The following is a 16,938-nucleotide window of genomic DNA, read 5'->3' as shown; positions in this document are numbered from 1 at the left end:
TTCGCACCATGCCCGTCTTCTATCGCATTATCACGTCAGACGGAAACCTAGATGGATTGAAGCTTCTGCAAGAATCGCTCACAACAGGGATATGAGTGATCCTTCCATGTCTTCGTCTGACCGCCCTCTTTCTCCTGCAGAAGCTGCTTTAGAGCAAGCTAAACAAGATTTCGGGGCACATCTTAACATTACATCGCGAGAGCATTCCGCTCTTGTACGCCAAACCGCTCGACGTTTAACGAGCGATAAAACGAGCTTGAGCGAATTGGAGCTTCTCCAGGCAGTATGCCAAGTACGGCGACGTAGTTGGGCAAATAGCCTTATGAATATCGCCCATCGTGCTGGAGAAGTCTGGGTCCGCAAGGCAGACGTCCTAACAGCGGCAGAACGGATTAATGACCCCCTTATTTCCGAAGAAGCCCTTAAAGAAACGCTTAATGTCGTCCTAGAAGAGCGTTGGCGCGACATCGCCGATAGCCCACACCAAGTCATGGAAGAGATTCGTGCAGACCTCGCCGATGCCGGCACGTTCCTCTCAAGTGGTCAAATTGAACGCCTATCGCATAGCATTGCCAGTGCTTTCGGCGGTGTTGATCTCGGTTTTGAAGATGATCTGATCATCGAAGAAGAACGCCGTGCACGTGAACAAGAAGATATTCGTCGTCGTGCCGAAGAGCGGCGTTCTCGTGAAATGGAACGCCTGAAACAATGGGAAAACACACTTGTCGGGTTCGAAGAGATTCCCGCTATTTTGCGCTGTTCTCGGCGTGAAGTCTTACGATGGATCGCCGAAAACCGTCTTCCTATTGCTAAACGTGAAACACAGCCTGATGGGTTAGAGATTTTCTTCTTTGACCCCGTCGAACTCAAAAAATGTCGCCCTCTCGTTAATGCATGGCGAAAAGGGCTTTCTGGACGGGATGAACTCCCTCAGGATGACAGTATCCAAACCCGACGCGGGAATGCAGCAATTGCCCGCGTTGCGGCTTTAGACCGCTTCGCTGCACATTTCCGTACTGCACGCTCCCTCAAACGGCGTATTACACTCGTCACAGGGCCAACCAATTCTGGTAAATCCTATACAGCTCTTAAAGCCCTTACCGAGGCTGAAAGCGGCTTGGCTCTCGCTCCACTACGTCTTCTTGCGCATGAATTTCATGAATCCATGCTGAAACATGGGGTGCCCGCCTCTCTCACAACCGGTGAAGAACGTATTATCGACCCTACGGCACGTCACCTTGCCGCGACCGTCGAAATGTGCCCGTTCCACAACCCTGTAGACGTCGCCATTATTGACGAAGCTCAGATGCTCAGCGACCCTGACCGCGGAGCCGCCTGGACAGCAGCGATCATGGGGGTTCCAGCGCGCCACGTCTTTATTCTAGGTGCCGCAGATTGTATCCCACTCGTCAAACGTATTGCCGATTTATGCGATGATCCGGTCGATGAGATCCATCTAGAGCGCAAAAGCCCCCTTAAAGCAGGCGGTGCCCTAAGCCTTAGTGACCTCCGCAGCGGTGATGCATTGATCGCCTTCTCGCGCCGTGAGGTGCTGGATTTGCGGGCTGAACTCATGGCCCATAACAAGCGTGTTGCCGTGATTTATGGCGCTCTTAGCCCTGAGGTTCGCCGTGCTGAGGCTGCACGTTTCAATCAAGGCCAAGCAGATATTCTTATTGCGACTGATGCCATTGGTATGGGACTCAATCTCTCTATTCGACGCGTTGTGTTTAGTACGCTTCGAAAATACGATGGGCGCCAAACACGTAGCCTCACAACACAAGAGATAAAACAAATTGGCGGTCGCGCTGGTCGCTTCGGAAAACATGAGCAAGGTCTTGTTTGCGTCCTTGAAGGCGCTGGAAGCCCTCATTTCATTCGCCAAATGCTCGAAGCCCCGCCAGAACCGATCAAAGAATTAAGACCTCTCGTCCAACCTGATTCGGATATTGTTCAGGCTGTCGCGCGCGAAATTCATTCTGATAGCCTCTACGGTGTTCTGACCCGTATTAAACGCGCCGTTTTACGCCCTGACGATCCTAACTATCGTCTAGCGGATATGGAACAAGCACTTGAAATTGCCGCCGCCCTCGAGGGGGTCGAAGAGCTCGACCTTTTGACACGGTGGACTTATGCCATGTGCCCTATCAACACGCGTGACAATGGAATCCCTCGCCTGGTCGAATGGGCCTCCATTCATGCGCGTAAACAACATATCCACCCCCCAGGGACGGGGCGCCTCCCCGCCTCTGCTACAGCAAGCCGAGAAGAACTTGAACGGGCTGAAAAGAGGCATCGCCGCCTTGTCGCTTGGCGCTGGCTCGCTATGCGCTTTCCTGAAGCATATCCGGACCTCGAACTAGCTGAGCGTAACGCCGCTATCCTAGATGAGTGGATTGAGCAGGTTCTCCGTACTCAGAGCCGTATGCGCGAGAATACGCGCCGCCAACAAGGCAAACGGCATACACCGTGGGAGAAGAAAAAATCACGATCCTCATCTCCTGATGATAAAAAGAAAAAAATCCTCAAAAAGAAGCAACGCTAATCGGGATACTATAATTACTTACTCCGTGATGCTGCTTCCCTTTTCATAATCACAAAAGGCGGGCAAAGAGATAAGCCCCTTTACCCGCCTTATTAATCTTCAATACTTAACGACAACGCGTTTTATGTGCGAATAAAATCCAAAATATCCGCATTAATAACATCCGCATGCGTTGTATGCATCCCATGCGAATAACCAGGATAAATTTTCAATATGCTCTTTTGCAGTAACTGCGCTTGAAGAAGAGCTGCATTTTTGTAAGGAACAACCTGATCGTCGTCACCTTGCAAAACAAGCGTAGGCACCGTGATCGCCTTCAAATCTTCTGTCTGATCTGTTTCGGAAAAAGCTTTAATACCTTCATAATGAGCCTTAGCGCTCCCCATCATCCCCTGGCGCCACCAATTGCGAATTGTTCCTTCAACAGCCTCGACACCATCACGGTTAAAGCCATAGAACGGCCCACTTGGAATATCTAAAAAGAACTGTGCTCGATTAGCTGCCAAAGCCTTACGCAGCCCGTCAAGCACCTCACGTGGCGCACCTTCTGGGCTTTGAGACGTCTTTAGCATCAAAGGCGGGACTGCACTAACGAGAACAGCTTTTGCCACACGACCCTGCGGCTGGCCATGATGTGCAACATAACGAGCGACCTCTCCACCACCCGTTGAATGCCCAATGTGAATTGTATTTTTCAGATTAAGATGTTCTACAATGGCGGAGACATCCGCTGCATAATGATCCATGTCATGGCCATCACTGACCTGTGAAGAACGCCCATGCCCACGGCGATCATGCGCGATAACACGGAAGCCTTTGCTCAAGAAAAACAACATTTGAGCATCCCAGTCATCCGCACTCAAAGGCCAACCATGATGGAAAACGATCGGCTGAGCTTCTTTCGATCCCCAATCTTTATAGAAGATCTGCACACCATCAGATGTTGTCACAAATGACATGATACGTTCCTTTACCTAATTTGGATAGAAAAGCCATTCTAGAGAGCCAATTGTCTTGCCCTCTAAAGAAAAGACACATTTACTAACATCATAGAAATTTTATGAAAGTTTTACTCTAAAGAGCAAAACAATACTCAGTAGCTACCATAACAATGACTGCTGAGCGGAGTTTAATCTATTATTCAAGATAGGACAACAAACTGATCTCTCTCTGAGAAATCCCGTCGCCACTTTAAGTGGGGTAATTATCAAAAATTACCCCGCGATACAGAATCAACCAATCTGCTCAAGGCCACCCATATAAGGACGTAAGACCTCTGGCACCGTAATCTGCCCTTGTTCGTTCTGATAGACTTCCATCAAGGCAATCATCACACGCCCAACAGCAAGACCCGATCCATTTAACGTATGAACAAAAGCTGGACCATTCTCACCGCGATACCGCGCATTCATGCGACGTGCTTGGAAGTCACGTGTGTTTGAACATGATGACACCTCACGCCATGCTTGCTGCCCAGGCAGCCATGCTTCCAAATCAAACGTTTTCGCTGCCCCGAAGCCCGTATCGCCAGCACAGAGGAGAACACGACGGAAAGGGAGCCCCAAACGCTCAAGAACAGTCTCTGCTGCTCGCGTCATGCGCTCATGTTCTGCATCACTCTCCTCAGGAGCAACAACCGACACAAGCTCACATTTGGTGAATTGATGCTGACGCAACATTCCGCGTACATCTCGCCCCGCAGAACCAGCCTCTGAACGGAAACATGATGAAAGCGTTGTCATGCGCACAGGCAGACGTTCAGCGTCTAAGATTTCTTTCATCACTGTCGCCGTCAACGGAACTTCCCCTGTCGGGATCAACCAACGCCCATCTTCTGTTTTGAAAGAATCTTCAGCAAATTTAGGAAGTTTGTCAGTACCATACATCGCATCGTCATTCACCAGGAGAGGCACTGTCATTTCCTGATACCCAAACTCACCTGCATGCGTATCCAGCATAAACTGACCCAACGCACGCTCCAGGCGCGCTAATGCACCCCGTAACACAACGAAACGTGAGCCGGCTAACTTCCCGGCCGCCGCAAAGTCCATTAAGCCGAGAGCTTCACCTAACTCAAAATGCTGCTTTGGCGTAAAGTCGAAAGACGGTACCGTTCCCTTCTGATGTACGACAACGTTATCATTCTCATCACGCCCTTCCGGAACGGAAGGATCAAGTTGATTAGGCAAACATTCCAATATTTCCTGAATACGCTGCTGAATAGTATTGGCACGCGCTTCCAATAACGAAATCTGCTCACGGAGAGCACCACCACGTGCTTCAATCTCTGTTGTATCCTGCCCCTGCCGTTTGGCCTGCCCAATGTCTCGTGCAATTTTTTTACGCTGACTTTGCGCCTCTTGTAACTCAGCAAGAGCTGCCCGGCGCTGTTCATCTTCTTCCACCAGCATCATTGCCACAGGCTCTAAACCACGACGCGCTAAAGCAGCATCAAATCCAGTAGGGTCATTACGTAAGGCTTTAAGATCATGCATTGTTAGGAAACTCCATCAGTCGTCTTAGAGTGTGCATTGGCGGTGTCTTCTTCCGAGTTATCCTCTCGACGGGGCTCCACTAAACGAGCCGCCAGAATGGAAATTTCGTACAAAAGCACTAAGGGGACGGCAAGGCTCAACATCGTAATTGCATCAGGCGGCGCAATAATAGCGGACACAGCAAAAGCACCAACATACGCGTAGCGACGAATACGGCGTAACAACGCCGTGCCCACAAGCCCTACTCTCACCAAAAGCGTAATCGCCACAGGCAGTTCAAAGCATGTACCAAATGCCAAAATCATTTTCGTCACAAGGTTGAGATATTCTGACACACGCGCCTGAAGCTGAATCCCCATATCCGAGGAACCACCAGCTTGCTGAAAAGAGAGAAAGAACTTCCACGCCATTGGAAAGACGAGATAGTAAGCCAACGCAGCTCCCATAAGAAACAAGATTGGCGTCGCAATTAAGAATGGGGCAAAAGCGCGCTTTTCGTTACGATATAACCCTGGCGCAATGAAGATCCACGCTTGAATAGCGATCATAGGGAATGACAGGAAAATAGCCCCAAAGACGGCCACACGAATATATGTAAAAAAAGCTTCGTAGAGAGCCGTATAGATCAAATGAGGCTGCTCATGCTTCTGACGCATAATCTCTGCTAAGGGTTCGGCCAGAAAGCGATAGATATCCCCCGAAAAGTGATAACAAATACCAAAAGCTACCAAAAACGTCGCAATGGACCAAATAAGACGACGGCGTAACTCCATTAAATGATCAAGCAAAGGCATCGGCTTGTCATTGATCGCATCATGCTCTGTCATGCCTTATCCTCTGTCTGTTCCGCTACCATCGCTGCCGATTCACGCGGCACCTCTGCAGGCGCATCGGTTATGATGGGGACACGCCGCCCCTGATGTAAGGAAATTTCAGGCGGAAGCACGGAAGGACGCTTACAATGTGGAAACTCCTCAATCAAACGTAATGCCGTCGCAGGAGGAAGAAGCATCGGTGCCTTTTCCAATGCCTCGAGGCGCGCTTTCATCCGAGCATTATAGGGCAGCTCTTCCTCTTTCCCATACTCAAACGCCGGGGGTTCTGGCGGCGCAGGCGCCCGTGGAAGACTATCCTGAGGCAAGCGCTCCTCAACTAACGAATTCTGCGCCGCCTCTGGCTCAGGGTCGATCATCCGGCGCACCTGACCCCTTAGGTCAAACTGACGAATTTCCCGTAACTGATCACGCGCTTCCGACAAATCAGCTTCACGTACCATCTCATCAAGATGTTGCTGAAATTCATTTGCCATCCGCCGCACAGCTTTAATCCCTCGAGACAGGGTTCGCATCGCAATGGGAAGATCCTTCGGACCGATAAAAATAAGTGCCACGACGACGAGAAGGGCAATCTCTGTCCAGCTTAAATCAAACATCGCCCTTTCCTTTCAACCTATGAGGCACCTTCATCACCAATACTTTCTTCCGCCACAAGCTCATCACGACGTGGCAAATCTGCGAGCGTATTCAAACCAAAGACACTCAGAAACATCGGTGTCGTTGCCCATAAAACAGGTCGGCCTGGCACTTCCTTTCGGCCTTTTGGCATCAGAAGCCCTTCTTCAAGGAGGCTATCCAGAACATTTTGACCAAGACTCACTCCACGAATAGCTTCAACCTCTGCTCGTGTACATGGTTGGTGGTACGCCACAACGGCCAATGTTTCCATGGCACTTCGGCTCAAACGGCGGGGCTTTTCCACAATTTTTTGCAATGCAGGCGCAACATCTTCACGTGTACGAAATTGCCATCCCCCTGCAATCGCATAAAGCGCAATCGCATGATCTGCATAACGATGGGCAACCTCTGTAAGAACGATGTCTAATTGCTCTCCCCACTCCGCTAAATCCTGCGACACAAGAAGATCCTTCATCGCTTGCGGTTTAACAGGAGAGGCACTCGCAAAAATTAGAGCTTCAACCAGTGAGACTGCTTTTTCAAAAAAATCTTCTTCCGCCATTATTCTTTTTCCCGCCACTCAATCTCACCAAAATGCTGCTCTTGCCGGAGCTCCAATTGCCCCCCTTTCGCCATCTCTAATCCAGCCATCAAGGCTCCCGCTAAAGCGGCCTTACGCCCCACAGGGGGCTCCCCATGCAGGTCAGGTAAAATGCTATGGAGATAACGCCACCCTACAGGAGACTGACACCCTAAAAGACGCCCCAATGCGGCACGTGCTTGATGTGCACTCCAATAACGGATCACCCGTGGCGCATAGACGCGCTTGCGCCCTCCACGCTGACGCGCCCTCAAATACGCCAAGACGACCCCCGATAGATCCACTCTCAATAAAGAACGATCTATTCGGGTATGGTTCTCTGCAACTGGACGCTCGAAAACCGTTTGATTCAACCGTGGCCGCGCAGAAAGCCATGATGCCGCCGCGCGCATCGCCTCAAGCTCGATCAAACGCTCTTGTAATAAGCCTGCAGCCTCCTCAGCTTCTTTATCCCCATCTCGTGTAGCTGGTAGAAGCAATCTCGATTTAAGCCACGCAAGCCACGCCGCCATCACTAACCAATCTGCGGCCAACTCCAAGCGAACCGTTTTGGCTTCCTGGCGGAATTTTTCCACTACAGCAAGATACTGCTCAGCGAGCTGGAGAATAGAAATGCGGCTCAAATCAACATTCTGTGTTCGTGCTAACTCAAGCAGCAAGTCCAATGGCCCGTCAAATCCATCTAAATGGAGATGGAGTACCTCGTTTACCACACGCGCTCTTCTCTTAGTGGGCCACTGGCGAACACGCCATGGACTGTGCATGAAGACGTGCACAGAACAAACGAGCAGCCTTCAAATCGTGGAAACCTCCCACTCTTAAACGAACAAACATACGCCCATTTCGAACGATTTTCTGATAATGGGGCTGATGCCCTGTGAGAACGTCCGGCGCTTTGGCTGAGAATGTTTTCCACGCATGCGCCGCCTGTGCCTCACTATCCAGAGCCGCCAACTGCACCTGATAACTGCCATGGATCTCCTTAGAAGAATCATCTTCTGACGCGGCCTGTGCCACAGGAGGGGGAAGCACATCATGATGTGGTGATGCCATAGCACCATCTTTCTTAAGGGCTAAAGGACGTTCCGAAACAACGTGTTTTGCAGGCTTCTTAGAGGGTTCTTCATCTGTATCAGAGGCATCATCCTCTGCATGATTCAATTTTCCAGGAGAGGACTGAGACTCTTGCTTCACAGGAGGCGTGCTCGGTGCAGACGTGACTGCAGGAGAAGTCGATTTCACATCAGATTGAGGAACAGACACTTTATTATTTACGTGTGATGTGGCCTGTGCCGCAGAAGCCGAAGCACTCGCAGCCTTAGCCGCCTTGGCATCCTCCTCCTCCCGACGCGCTATAACGCGTGCATCAGGCTGTTCTGGTGGGGGAGCGAGATGCACCGTCCCTTTTCCAGTCACATCACTATTGGCTGTATCATCACTCATGATTTGCATTCCCCCTGGATCCGCAGGGCGTTCTTTGACGGGGAATTCTGGCGGGCCAATGACTGCAATATCCTGGTTTTTATGGCCTAAGAGAAACCATCCACCCAAGACTGAAAGGAGAACCACAACAATCGCTAGAGCAACACTCATTAACTTTCGTGTGACAGGATCATGCCCCAAAAGAGAAGATAAAAAACCTCCCCCACCACGCGTCGAACGGTCTTCAGCCCCTGTATAATGAGCCGAAGACTGGCCTAAGCGCGCACGCGGACCATCTGCATAATTACGTCCGTCGAGATGCTCTCCATAATGAGAGGCTGGGGGACCCTCTGGAAAGTCATCATCCTGTCTGGGCATATCAACGCATTTCCTCTACTGGCTCGACGCCAAGAATAGCTAACCCTGCTCGCAGCGTCATGGCAATAGCCGCAACCAATGCCAAGCGTGCCATCGTCGCTTCAGGTGAATGATCTTGGATAAACCGCAAACTCGCTTCTTCCCGGCCACGATTCCACAGCGCATGAAAATCAGAAGACAGATCAATACAATATGTCGCAATGCGATGAGGCTCACGCGCTTGAGCGGCCGCCTCAATCTGACGCGGGAAACCTGCAATACGCCGCAACACAGCGAGTTCTTCCGGCGCGGTTAAGTCTGAAAGGTCTTGTGCTGCCAAAGCAGCATCCGTCACAGCCTCCGAGCCATATTTTTCTGCACCAAGACGGAGGACAGAACGGCAGCGTGCATGAGCATAGTTAACATAGAATACCGGATTATCACGCGTTTGAGCGACCACAGCATTCAGATCAAACTCCATTTGCGCATCGGCTTTACGTGTCAACATTGTAAAGCGGACGGCATCACGCCCGACTTCATCCAGGAGATCACGCAATGTGACAAATGTTCCCGCCCGTTTTGACATCCGCACGGGCTCACCATCCTTCACAATACGGACGATCTGACACAAGACAACTTCAAATGCTGTCTTCCCATCTGTTAATGCGGAGATGGCAGCGCGCATGCGCGAAACATATCCGCCATGATCCGCGCCCAATACATCGATAAGAAGGTCCGACCGGCTCGCCTTATGTGCATGATACCCGATATCATTCGCGAAATATGTGTTCGACCCATCCGATTTTTTTAAGGGCCGGTCAGCATCATCACCGAAGTCGGTAGAACGGAACAATGTCTGTGGGCGCGCTTCCCAGTCGTCTAATTTCTTCCCTTTAGGAGGTTCCAAAACGCCTTCATATAGCAAACTTTTTCCTTCAAGATGAGCAATGGCCTTCTCTACCTGCCCACTTTTCAGAATCTCTGCTTCACTACTAAAAATCTCATGATGAATGCCAAGTGCCGCAAGATCTTCCTTGATCATCGCCATCATATGCGTGAGTGCAGTATGCCGCACGATGGAAAACCATTGTTCCTCCGGCGCAATTCCACCATCAGGGGTTGCTAGGCTACGGCCATGTTCCTTCGCCAACGCCTCTCCAACTGGGATGAGATAAGCACCCTGATATTGCAGTCCAGTCGGCGTTTTTTCGCTAAAAATCTCCGCGTCGATAGACGTCCCAATAGCTTGCAAATAACGCCAATATGTTGCCCATGTCAGCGCAACAACCTGATTACCGGCATCATTAACGTAATATTCTTTCGTCACCTGATAGCCCGCAGCCTGCATCAAATTCGCAAGAGCATCCCCCACAACAGCACCACGGCAATGCCCAACATGCACCGGCCCTGTTGGGTTGGTTGACACATATTCGATGTTAACACGCTTCCCACTACCCAGCGTGGAATGACCAAAACGCTCTCCACGCTTCAACACCGCCGCGGCCACATGCTGGAAGAGCTCTGGCTTTAACGTCATATTCACAAAGCCAGGCCCAGCGGACTCAACCTTCTCCATCTCAGGAAGGGCAGAAAGCTGCTCGACAAGCTCTTTTGCAATCTCAAAGGGCTTACGACGTGCTGGCTTTGCGACCAATAAGGCAGCGTTCGTCGCCATATCACCATGAGACGGATCTCGCGTTGGGGTCACCTCCACGCGCGCCAAAACATCATCAGAGACATCTGGCAGAACCACTTTTAACGCCGTGCAAACCTTTGCAAGCACCTGAGCAAAGAGGCAGTCGGGAGAAGTGGTGGTCGCAGAGAAACCGGCCATGGTTGCTTTATTCCTGTCTATTCCTGCTGAAGGACGATTCATTAATGGTGATTGCGGTTATAGAAGGGCAGGCCCCTTTTGGGAAAGCGTCTCACCCCTTTTTCTGTCATAGGTCTATATAAAATCATCCTAAAACAGAAAGATCCATCAGACGGCGATGCTCTTCCATCGCGAAACGGTCTGTCATCCCCGCAATATAATCGGCAACAACCCGCCAAGATGCTTCTTTATCGCCTTGTTTTTGGGAGCGTAGCGCCCTGTCTCGCCAAGGGGGCGGCATTAATTGTGGATCATCCCCTAAAATATCGCAGATTTTTTCAACAGCGAGACGTGCCTTACGGGTCATCCGCACGACACGCCAATGGTAATACATACGTTTATAGAGAAATTTCTTTATTTCCTTATTTTGCCGCGCCACCTTAGGGGAGAAAGCAACAACATCTCGCTTAGCATTGCGCACATCATCAGCGCTCTGTGGAGCCAGCTCTTCCAAGTTACGTCGTGTCTGGGCCGTCAAATCCCGTACTAAACGATTAATAACGCGTCTTACGGTTTCATGACGGATACGCTGCTCACGCTCGTAAGGCTCATGCTGGGACCAATCAAGATGACGCGCTTCAGTCAAGCATTCCTGCAAAAGCGGAACCTCTTCAATATCACTAAAATGAAGAAGACCGGCTTTAAGGCCATCATCTAAATCATGCCCGTGATAGGCGATATCATCACAAATAGCGGCAAGCTGTGCTTCAACAGAGGCACGCTTCTTCAAAAGCAGCCCACCCTCTAAAGGGTAGCGTTGGTCAAAACCGGCTAACCACTCTAAGGGACGCTTCACAGGCCCATGATGCTTGGCCAACCCTTCCAGAGTTTCCCATGTCAGATTAAGCCCATCAAATGCTTGATAGCGCGCTTCAATTTCAGTCACTTGACGGAGCGACTGAATATTGTGGTCAAAGCCACCCCATTTTTTCATGGCTTTCTTCAAAGCATCTTCACCCGCATGCCCAAAAGGGGTGTGCCCCAAGTCATGCGCCAAAGAAACCACTTCTGCCAAATCTTCATTCACCCCCAAAGCACGGGCAATGGAACGAGAAATTTGGGCAACTTCTAGCGAATGGGTAAGGCGCGTTCGGAAAAAATCGCCCTCATGATTGAGAAAAACCTGTGTTTTATATTGAAGTGTCCGAAACCCAGCAGAGTGCAAAACACGGTCACGATCCCGCTGCCAGGGAGAGCGCGTCTCACTCTCTTGTTCTGAGAATTGACGCCCACGAGCATTTTCACGCTGTACTGCATAGCAAGCCATCATTTCAGCTCTATTCTCCCTTATCGGACGTCATGCCCATAAAAAGATGGCTTTACCATCCTCTCTTTCCCTTCGATTCTCACGCGTGCTTCCTATATAGTCAACACTACCGACACTCCTCCTCGGAGGAATTTTCAAATTTGGAAGGGTTTATGACTCCCTCTTTCCGTATTTCTTCGGCTGCCGCTGCTCGGATCGTTGAGATTGTTAAGGCTCAACCCAACCCCGATGCCCTTGCGTTGCGTGTGTCTGTCCTCGCAGGTGGGTGCAACGGGTTTCAATATCAATTCAAACTCGACGGGGAACAACACCCTGATGATCATATCATTGAGCAAGACAATGCACGTGTGCTGATTGATCCAGAAAGTCTTGAGCTTCTTGAAGGCGCTGAGTTGGAGTTCGTTGACAAGTTAATGGGTGCTCATTTCACCATTTCTAATCCGAACGCAGCTTCTGCCTGTGGCTGCGGTAGCAGTTTCTCGATCGTCTAAAATTTCTAACGGAATTACTTTATTTATGACTTTAACCTTTGCCAGCTGGAATATTAACTCCATCCGTGCACGCGCTCATCTGGTAAAGGACTGGTTAGAACAGCATCCCAAATGTAACCTCTTAGGGCTACAAGAGATTAAATGTGAGGCGCACCAATTCCCAACACTCTTTGAAGAAGCCGGGTTTCACGTCTCTGTCGTCGGGCAAAAAGCCTATAATGGGGTTGCCTTTATCAGTCGATCCCCGTTGACGATTACGACGGATCACCTTCCCGGTTTTAAAGATCCCGCAGCCCGTTATATTGAATGTGAGTATGACGGCATTGTCGTTGGAAATCTGTACCTCCCCAACGGAAACTCTGGGGGAGAAAAGGGGTTCCAGACTAAATTAGATTTCTTCGACAGCTTGTTAAGACGTGATGAAACACTTCGTCTTGCAGAAAAGCCTTATCTGTTTATGGGGGATTATAATGTATGCCCCACAGAGGAGGACTTTGCCCCAAAAGCTCTGTCAGAAAGTGATGCTCTCATCCGTCCAGAAACACGGGCAGCTTTTAGACGTCTCCTTTGGAGCGGTCTGACGGACGCCGTCAGAGCATGCTACCCACATGGACCGCACTACACATTTTGGGATTACCAGGCTGGAGCTTACCAACGCAATTCGGGGCTCCGCATTGATCACGCTCTCCTCTCTCCCCGCCTAGCTGATTGCCTACAAGAAGTTATCATTGATCGTGATGAACGTGGACGAGAAAAACCTTCCGATCACGTTCCTTTGATCATAAAATTAGAGGCCCCCTAAATTTACGATCAAGAATATTTTCAAAAATACTAAACGTGACATATGCCTAAAAAAGCACTGCATGATCATCTCATCATGCAGTGCTTCTGTGACAGTTCACCAAAAATTTACCTTATAAGGCATGCGAAGGGATTTCCTTTCACATGCCCTGGAAAATCTTTTTACTTCGAAGTCCCCTTCGGTTTGGGAAGATCCAACTTAAGTGATAGCTCTTTTAAACGCGCTGGTTCAACAGCCGCTGGCGCATCCATCATCAGATCAGAGCCATTCTGGTTTAATGGGAACAAAATCACTTCGCGAATATTGGGCTCATCAGCCAAAAGCATCACGATACGATCCACACCAGGAGCTGCCCCTCCATGCGGCGGCGCCCCATAACGGAAGGCATTCAGCATCCCACCAAAACGCTCTTCCACAACTTCTGGACCATAACCTGCAATTTCAAAAGCCTTCAACATCACCTCAGGAAGATGATTACGCACAGCGCCGGAAGAAAGCTCTACACCATTGCACACGATATCATATTGATACGCATTAATGGTCAGTGGATCCTGTGTGTTAAGCGCTTCGAGGCCACCTTGCGGCATAGAGAACGGATTATGGGAAAAGTCGATTTCGCCCGTCTCTTCGTTCCGCTCATACATGGGAAAGTCAACAATCCAGCAGAAACGGAAAGCATTTTTCTCGATAAGATCCAGATCTGTTGCGACCTTGGTACGCACGACACCAGAGAATTTGACAACATCATCGCCTTTCCCAGCGGCAAAGAAGACGGCATCTCCGGCCTTCAATCCGCATATTTGACGAATGCTCTCGACTCGATCTGCCTCAAGATTCTTTGCAATGGGCCCCTTACCACCTTCTCCATCGAAGATAATATAGCCCAATCCGCCAGCACCCTGCTCACGTGCCCAACTATTGAGTTTATCAAAGAAGCCACGCGGACGCCCCCCAGCGCCCGGCGCTGGAATGGCACGCACACGCCCACCAGAAGCCGCAATCTTTGCAAATAGGCCAAAGCCTGAATCAGCAAAAGCGTCTGTCACATCTTTAATAATCAGCGGATTACGTAAATCGGGCTTATCTGATCCATAATCGCGCATCGCGTCCGCATAGGGAATGCGTGGGAAAGCCCCTTCCGTGATCTTCCAACCAGCTGGCGTAAATTCATCAAAAAGCCCCGCTAAAACAGGCTCAAGCACGCCGAAAATATCTTCCTGCGTGGCAAAAGCCATTTCAAAATCGAGCTGATAAAACTCGCCAGGGCTACGATCAGCGCGTGATGCCTCATCACGGAAACAGGGAGCAATTTGGAAATAACGCTCAAAACCTGCCACCATAGCAAGCTGCTTAAACTGCTGCGGGGCCTGCGGCAGCGCATAAAATTTTCCTGGATGCAAACGTGATGGCACAAGGAAATCACGTGCTCCTTCAGGAGACGAAGCTGTTAAAATTGGAGTTTGGAATTCTGTAAAACCCTGCTCCACCATCCGTCGACGCATGCTCGCAATGACCTTGCTGCGTAGCATGATATTAGCGTGCATTTTCTCACGACGTAGGTCGAGATAACGATATTTTAAGCGTAAATCTTCTGGATAATGCTCTTGACCAGCAACCTGGAAAGGCAGCACAGCAGCACTGGATTGAACCTCCATCTGCTCTGCACGCACCTCAATATCCCCTGTTGGCAGAGCTGGGTTGCGTTGCCCTTCTTCACGTAGAACAACCTTTCCCGTTACCGTAATAACACTCTCCACACGCAGGCGCTCAGCCTTTTCAAGCAGCTCACCTCCGTCAGGCACAACAATCTGCGTCACACCATGATGATCACGAAGGTCAATAAACAACAACCCACCATGATCGCGCTTACTATGGATCCAACCAGAAAGCCGTACGGTTTCGCCTGCCTCATTGGCACGCAAAGCGCTGCAAGTGTGAGTACGGTACTGGTGCATGGAGACTACCTCGTCATGTTTAACGGTTAAATTCTTATCGATCGATACAAGGCAGGAAGCCGAGACGTCCCCCCCTGTCAAGACCTTACCCCCTACAGGAATGCTTTATACTAAGTTATTTGAGACTTCTTGTTTCACAAATTGCTCAAAATCAACCGCAGCGCGTGCCATCTGCGATGCATAACCAGAGCCGGCAAGAGCGACGACCCTATCGCGCAGGACATAAGTCGCAAAAAAATTAAATTCTCTCAAATCGCCTTCCACCATAACATGATCAAAAGGCTCTCCCCATCCAAGATATTCAATTTTTCTACCAAATTGCTGTGTCCAGAACCACGGCACCGGCACTTTCCCTGGCGTCAGCCCCATAATACTCCGAGCTGCAATACGCCCTTGTGCTTGAGCATGCCGCCAATGCTCGATTCGCCAAATGTGCCCTCTCGACTTTAAGGCAGAGACATCACCCGCCGCATAAATCCCCGGAGAAACACACATCGTTTCATTTGTCAGGAGACTCCCTTCCGGCCCTTGCGGCAAACCATCAACAAAATCACTTTGAGGACGTACACCCGTCGCCACCACAACATGAGTGCAAGGCAAACTTGTACCATCATCAAGCGTCACGCCCTCAACACGCTCACGGCCATAAATCTCCGTTATCTGCGCATCAGAAATAAACGCGACGCTATTTTCCTCATGTAATTGCAAAAGACGTATCCCCACCTCACGACCCAACTGCGCTTCCATGGGGATGGGCTCACCCATCACAACGATCACCCCCACCCCTTTTTGACGCAAAGATGACGCGACTTCGAGGCCAATAAGCCCACCACCCACCAGAACAACCGTCTGATCGGGAGACACTTTTTCCGCAATCTGCAACGCATCCGCCTGATTATGCAGACTCATAACACCATCAAGCGTCGCTCCAGGGATATCAATACCGCGTGGACGACCACCCGTTGCGACCAAGATATGACTTCCTTGGATGGAACGACCATCTTCCAATGTCACGCGACGTTCTTGGTGATCCAAAGAGACAACGCGCCCATGTAAACGCTCGATATTGTGTTTACGGTAATAGCCTTCTTGCAACAGTAAAGGTGCACGCGTTCGAGAGGGATCACCCAGCAAGAACGATTTACTCAACATCGTGCGATCATACGGTGCACTCTCTTCATCGCCAATCAGGGTTATCTTTCCTGAGAACCCTTCTACGCCGAACGTATAAATCGCGCTCGCTGCAGCCGCACCTCCACCAAGAATCACAACATGCGCATCGTCACCCTGCGACAAGGAAGGCGGTGAAACAGGAATCGAAATCGGAACTTCACCAACGATGACACGCCCCTGCACAACTTCCACGGGGTAACGAGGCAATGCTTCAAAAGCAATCGGCTCAACCACAGCACCCGTTTCAGCACTAAATACAGCCTTGTGCCATGGACAAACCAAGACCGCCCCATAAGTAGCACTTTTACAGTAGGCCCCCCGTCCCAGGGGGGCCCCTTTGTGCGGACAGCGCCCACCTAAAGCATGAAGCGTATCACCATGCCGCATTAATACGACATTATGCTTGCCTACTGTAACGGCCTTAACACGACCTTCCTCGATCTCATCAACGGAAGCGACATCGTGAAAGCTCTGCTGCGGCTCGGATACAGGCATTATTGCGG

14 protein-coding genes are annotated in these 16,938 nt (G+C 50.2%); 3 read left to right on the top strand and 11 right to left on the bottom strand.

What is annotated here, in order from left to right:
- Positions 1 to 91 precede the first annotated feature (91 nt).
- Positions 92 to 2,545 (top strand): helicase-related protein, encoded by a 2,454-nt coding sequence (locus GS501_RS03130; protein ID WP_160830396.1) that lies wholly within the window; start codon positions 92 to 94, stop codon positions 2,543 to 2,545.
- Positions 2,546 to 2,667: 122 nt separating this feature from the next.
- Here the strand turns inward: GS501_RS03130 and GS501_RS03125 are convergent, their stop codons facing one another.
- The 9 genes from GS501_RS03125 to GS501_RS03085 all read right to left on the bottom strand — a co-directional run bounded on the left by GS501_RS03125 (position 2,668) and on the right by GS501_RS03085 (position 12,017).
- On the bottom strand, positions 2,668 to 3,504 hold the full coding sequence (locus tag GS501_RS03125) for an alpha/beta fold hydrolase (protein ID WP_160830395.1): 837 nt from the start codon (positions 3,502 to 3,504) through the stop codon (positions 2,668 to 2,670).
- A 273-nt stretch (positions 3,505 to 3,777) separates the two neighbouring features.
- The gene (gene serS / locus GS501_RS03120) at positions 3,778 to 5,040 is read right to left on the bottom strand and encodes a serine--tRNA ligase (RefSeq protein ID WP_160830394.1); all 1,263 of its coding nucleotides are present in this window, start codon (positions 5,038 to 5,040) and stop codon (positions 3,778 to 3,780) included.
- A gap of 2 nt (positions 5,041 to 5,042) precedes the next feature.
- On the bottom strand, positions 5,043 to 5,867 hold the full coding sequence (tatC, locus tag GS501_RS03115) for a twin-arginine translocase subunit TatC (protein WP_160830393.1): 825 nt from the start codon (positions 5,865 to 5,867) through the stop codon (positions 5,043 to 5,045).
- On the bottom strand, positions 5,864 to 6,472 hold the full coding sequence (gene tatB, locus GS501_RS03110; RefSeq protein ID WP_160830392.1) for a Sec-independent protein translocase protein TatB: 609 nt from the start codon (positions 6,470 to 6,472) through the stop codon (positions 5,864 to 5,866). Before tatB ends, tatC begins: the two co-directional genes overlap by 4 nt.
- A 17-nt stretch (positions 6,473 to 6,489) precedes the next feature.
- A complete protein-coding gene (gene scpB, locus GS501_RS03105; RefSeq protein ID WP_202405277.1) occupies positions 6,490 to 7,056 on the bottom strand; it encodes an SMC-Scp complex subunit ScpB in 567 nt (188 codons plus the stop codon).
- Positions 7,056 to 7,808, bottom strand: coding sequence for a ScpA family protein (locus GS501_RS03100; RefSeq protein WP_370517919.1), 753 nt, complete (start codon positions 7,806 to 7,808; stop codon positions 7,056 to 7,058). The genes scpB and GS501_RS03100 overlap by 1 nt, the downstream gene beginning before the upstream one ends.
- 13 nt (positions 7,809 to 7,821) lie before the next feature.
- Positions 7,822 to 8,895: an SPOR domain-containing protein gene (locus GS501_RS03095; protein WP_160830389.1), complete on the bottom strand. Its 1,074-nt coding sequence runs from the start codon at positions 8,893 to 8,895 to the stop codon at positions 7,822 to 7,824.
- A 1-nt stretch (position 8,896) separates the two neighbouring features.
- Positions 8,897 to 10,708: an arginine--tRNA ligase gene (argS, locus tag GS501_RS03090; protein ID WP_160830388.1), complete on the bottom strand. Its 1,812-nt coding sequence runs from the start codon at positions 10,706 to 10,708 to the stop codon at positions 8,897 to 8,899.
- Positions 10,709 to 10,832: 124 nt separating this feature from the next.
- Positions 10,833 to 12,017 (bottom strand): deoxyguanosinetriphosphate triphosphohydrolase, encoded by a 1,185-nt coding sequence (locus tag GS501_RS03085; RefSeq protein ID WP_160830387.1) that lies wholly within the window; start codon positions 12,015 to 12,017, stop codon positions 10,833 to 10,835.
- Between the two features lie 149 nt (positions 12,018 to 12,166).
- Between GS501_RS03085 and erpA the strand changes: the two genes are divergently transcribed.
- Positions 12,167 to 12,505 carry an iron-sulfur cluster insertion protein ErpA gene (erpA, locus tag GS501_RS03080; protein WP_160830386.1) on the top strand — a complete coding sequence of 113 codons (339 nt, stop codon included), beginning with the start codon at positions 12,167 to 12,169 and terminating at the stop codon, positions 12,503 to 12,505.
- A gap of 25 nt (positions 12,506 to 12,530) precedes the next feature.
- Positions 12,531 to 13,307, top strand: a complete 777-nt coding sequence (gene xth / locus GS501_RS03075; RefSeq protein ID WP_160830385.1) for an exodeoxyribonuclease III — start codon at positions 12,531 to 12,533, stop codon at positions 13,305 to 13,307.
- Positions 13,308 to 13,468: 161 nt separating this feature from the next.
- On the opposite strand, the gene aspS is transcribed toward xth, so the two are convergent.
- Positions 13,469 to 15,262 (bottom strand): aspartate--tRNA ligase, encoded by a 1,794-nt coding sequence (gene aspS / locus GS501_RS03070; protein WP_160830384.1) that lies wholly within the window; start codon positions 15,260 to 15,262, stop codon positions 13,469 to 13,471.
- Positions 15,263 to 15,367: 105 nt separating this feature from the next.
- A complete protein-coding gene (locus GS501_RS03065; RefSeq protein ID WP_160830383.1) occupies positions 15,368 to 16,930 on the bottom strand; it encodes an FAD-dependent oxidoreductase in 1,563 nt (520 codons plus the stop codon).
- Positions 16,931 to 16,938 lie beyond the last annotated feature (8 nt).

It is taken from the genome of Saccharibacter sp. 17.LH.SD (assembly GCF_009834805.1).
Taxonomy (GTDB): Bacteria; Pseudomonadota; Alphaproteobacteria; order Acetobacterales; family Acetobacteraceae; genus Saccharibacter.
Note: the sequence above shows the minus strand (reverse complement) of the source record. Positions and strands in the feature narration are given on the sequence as shown.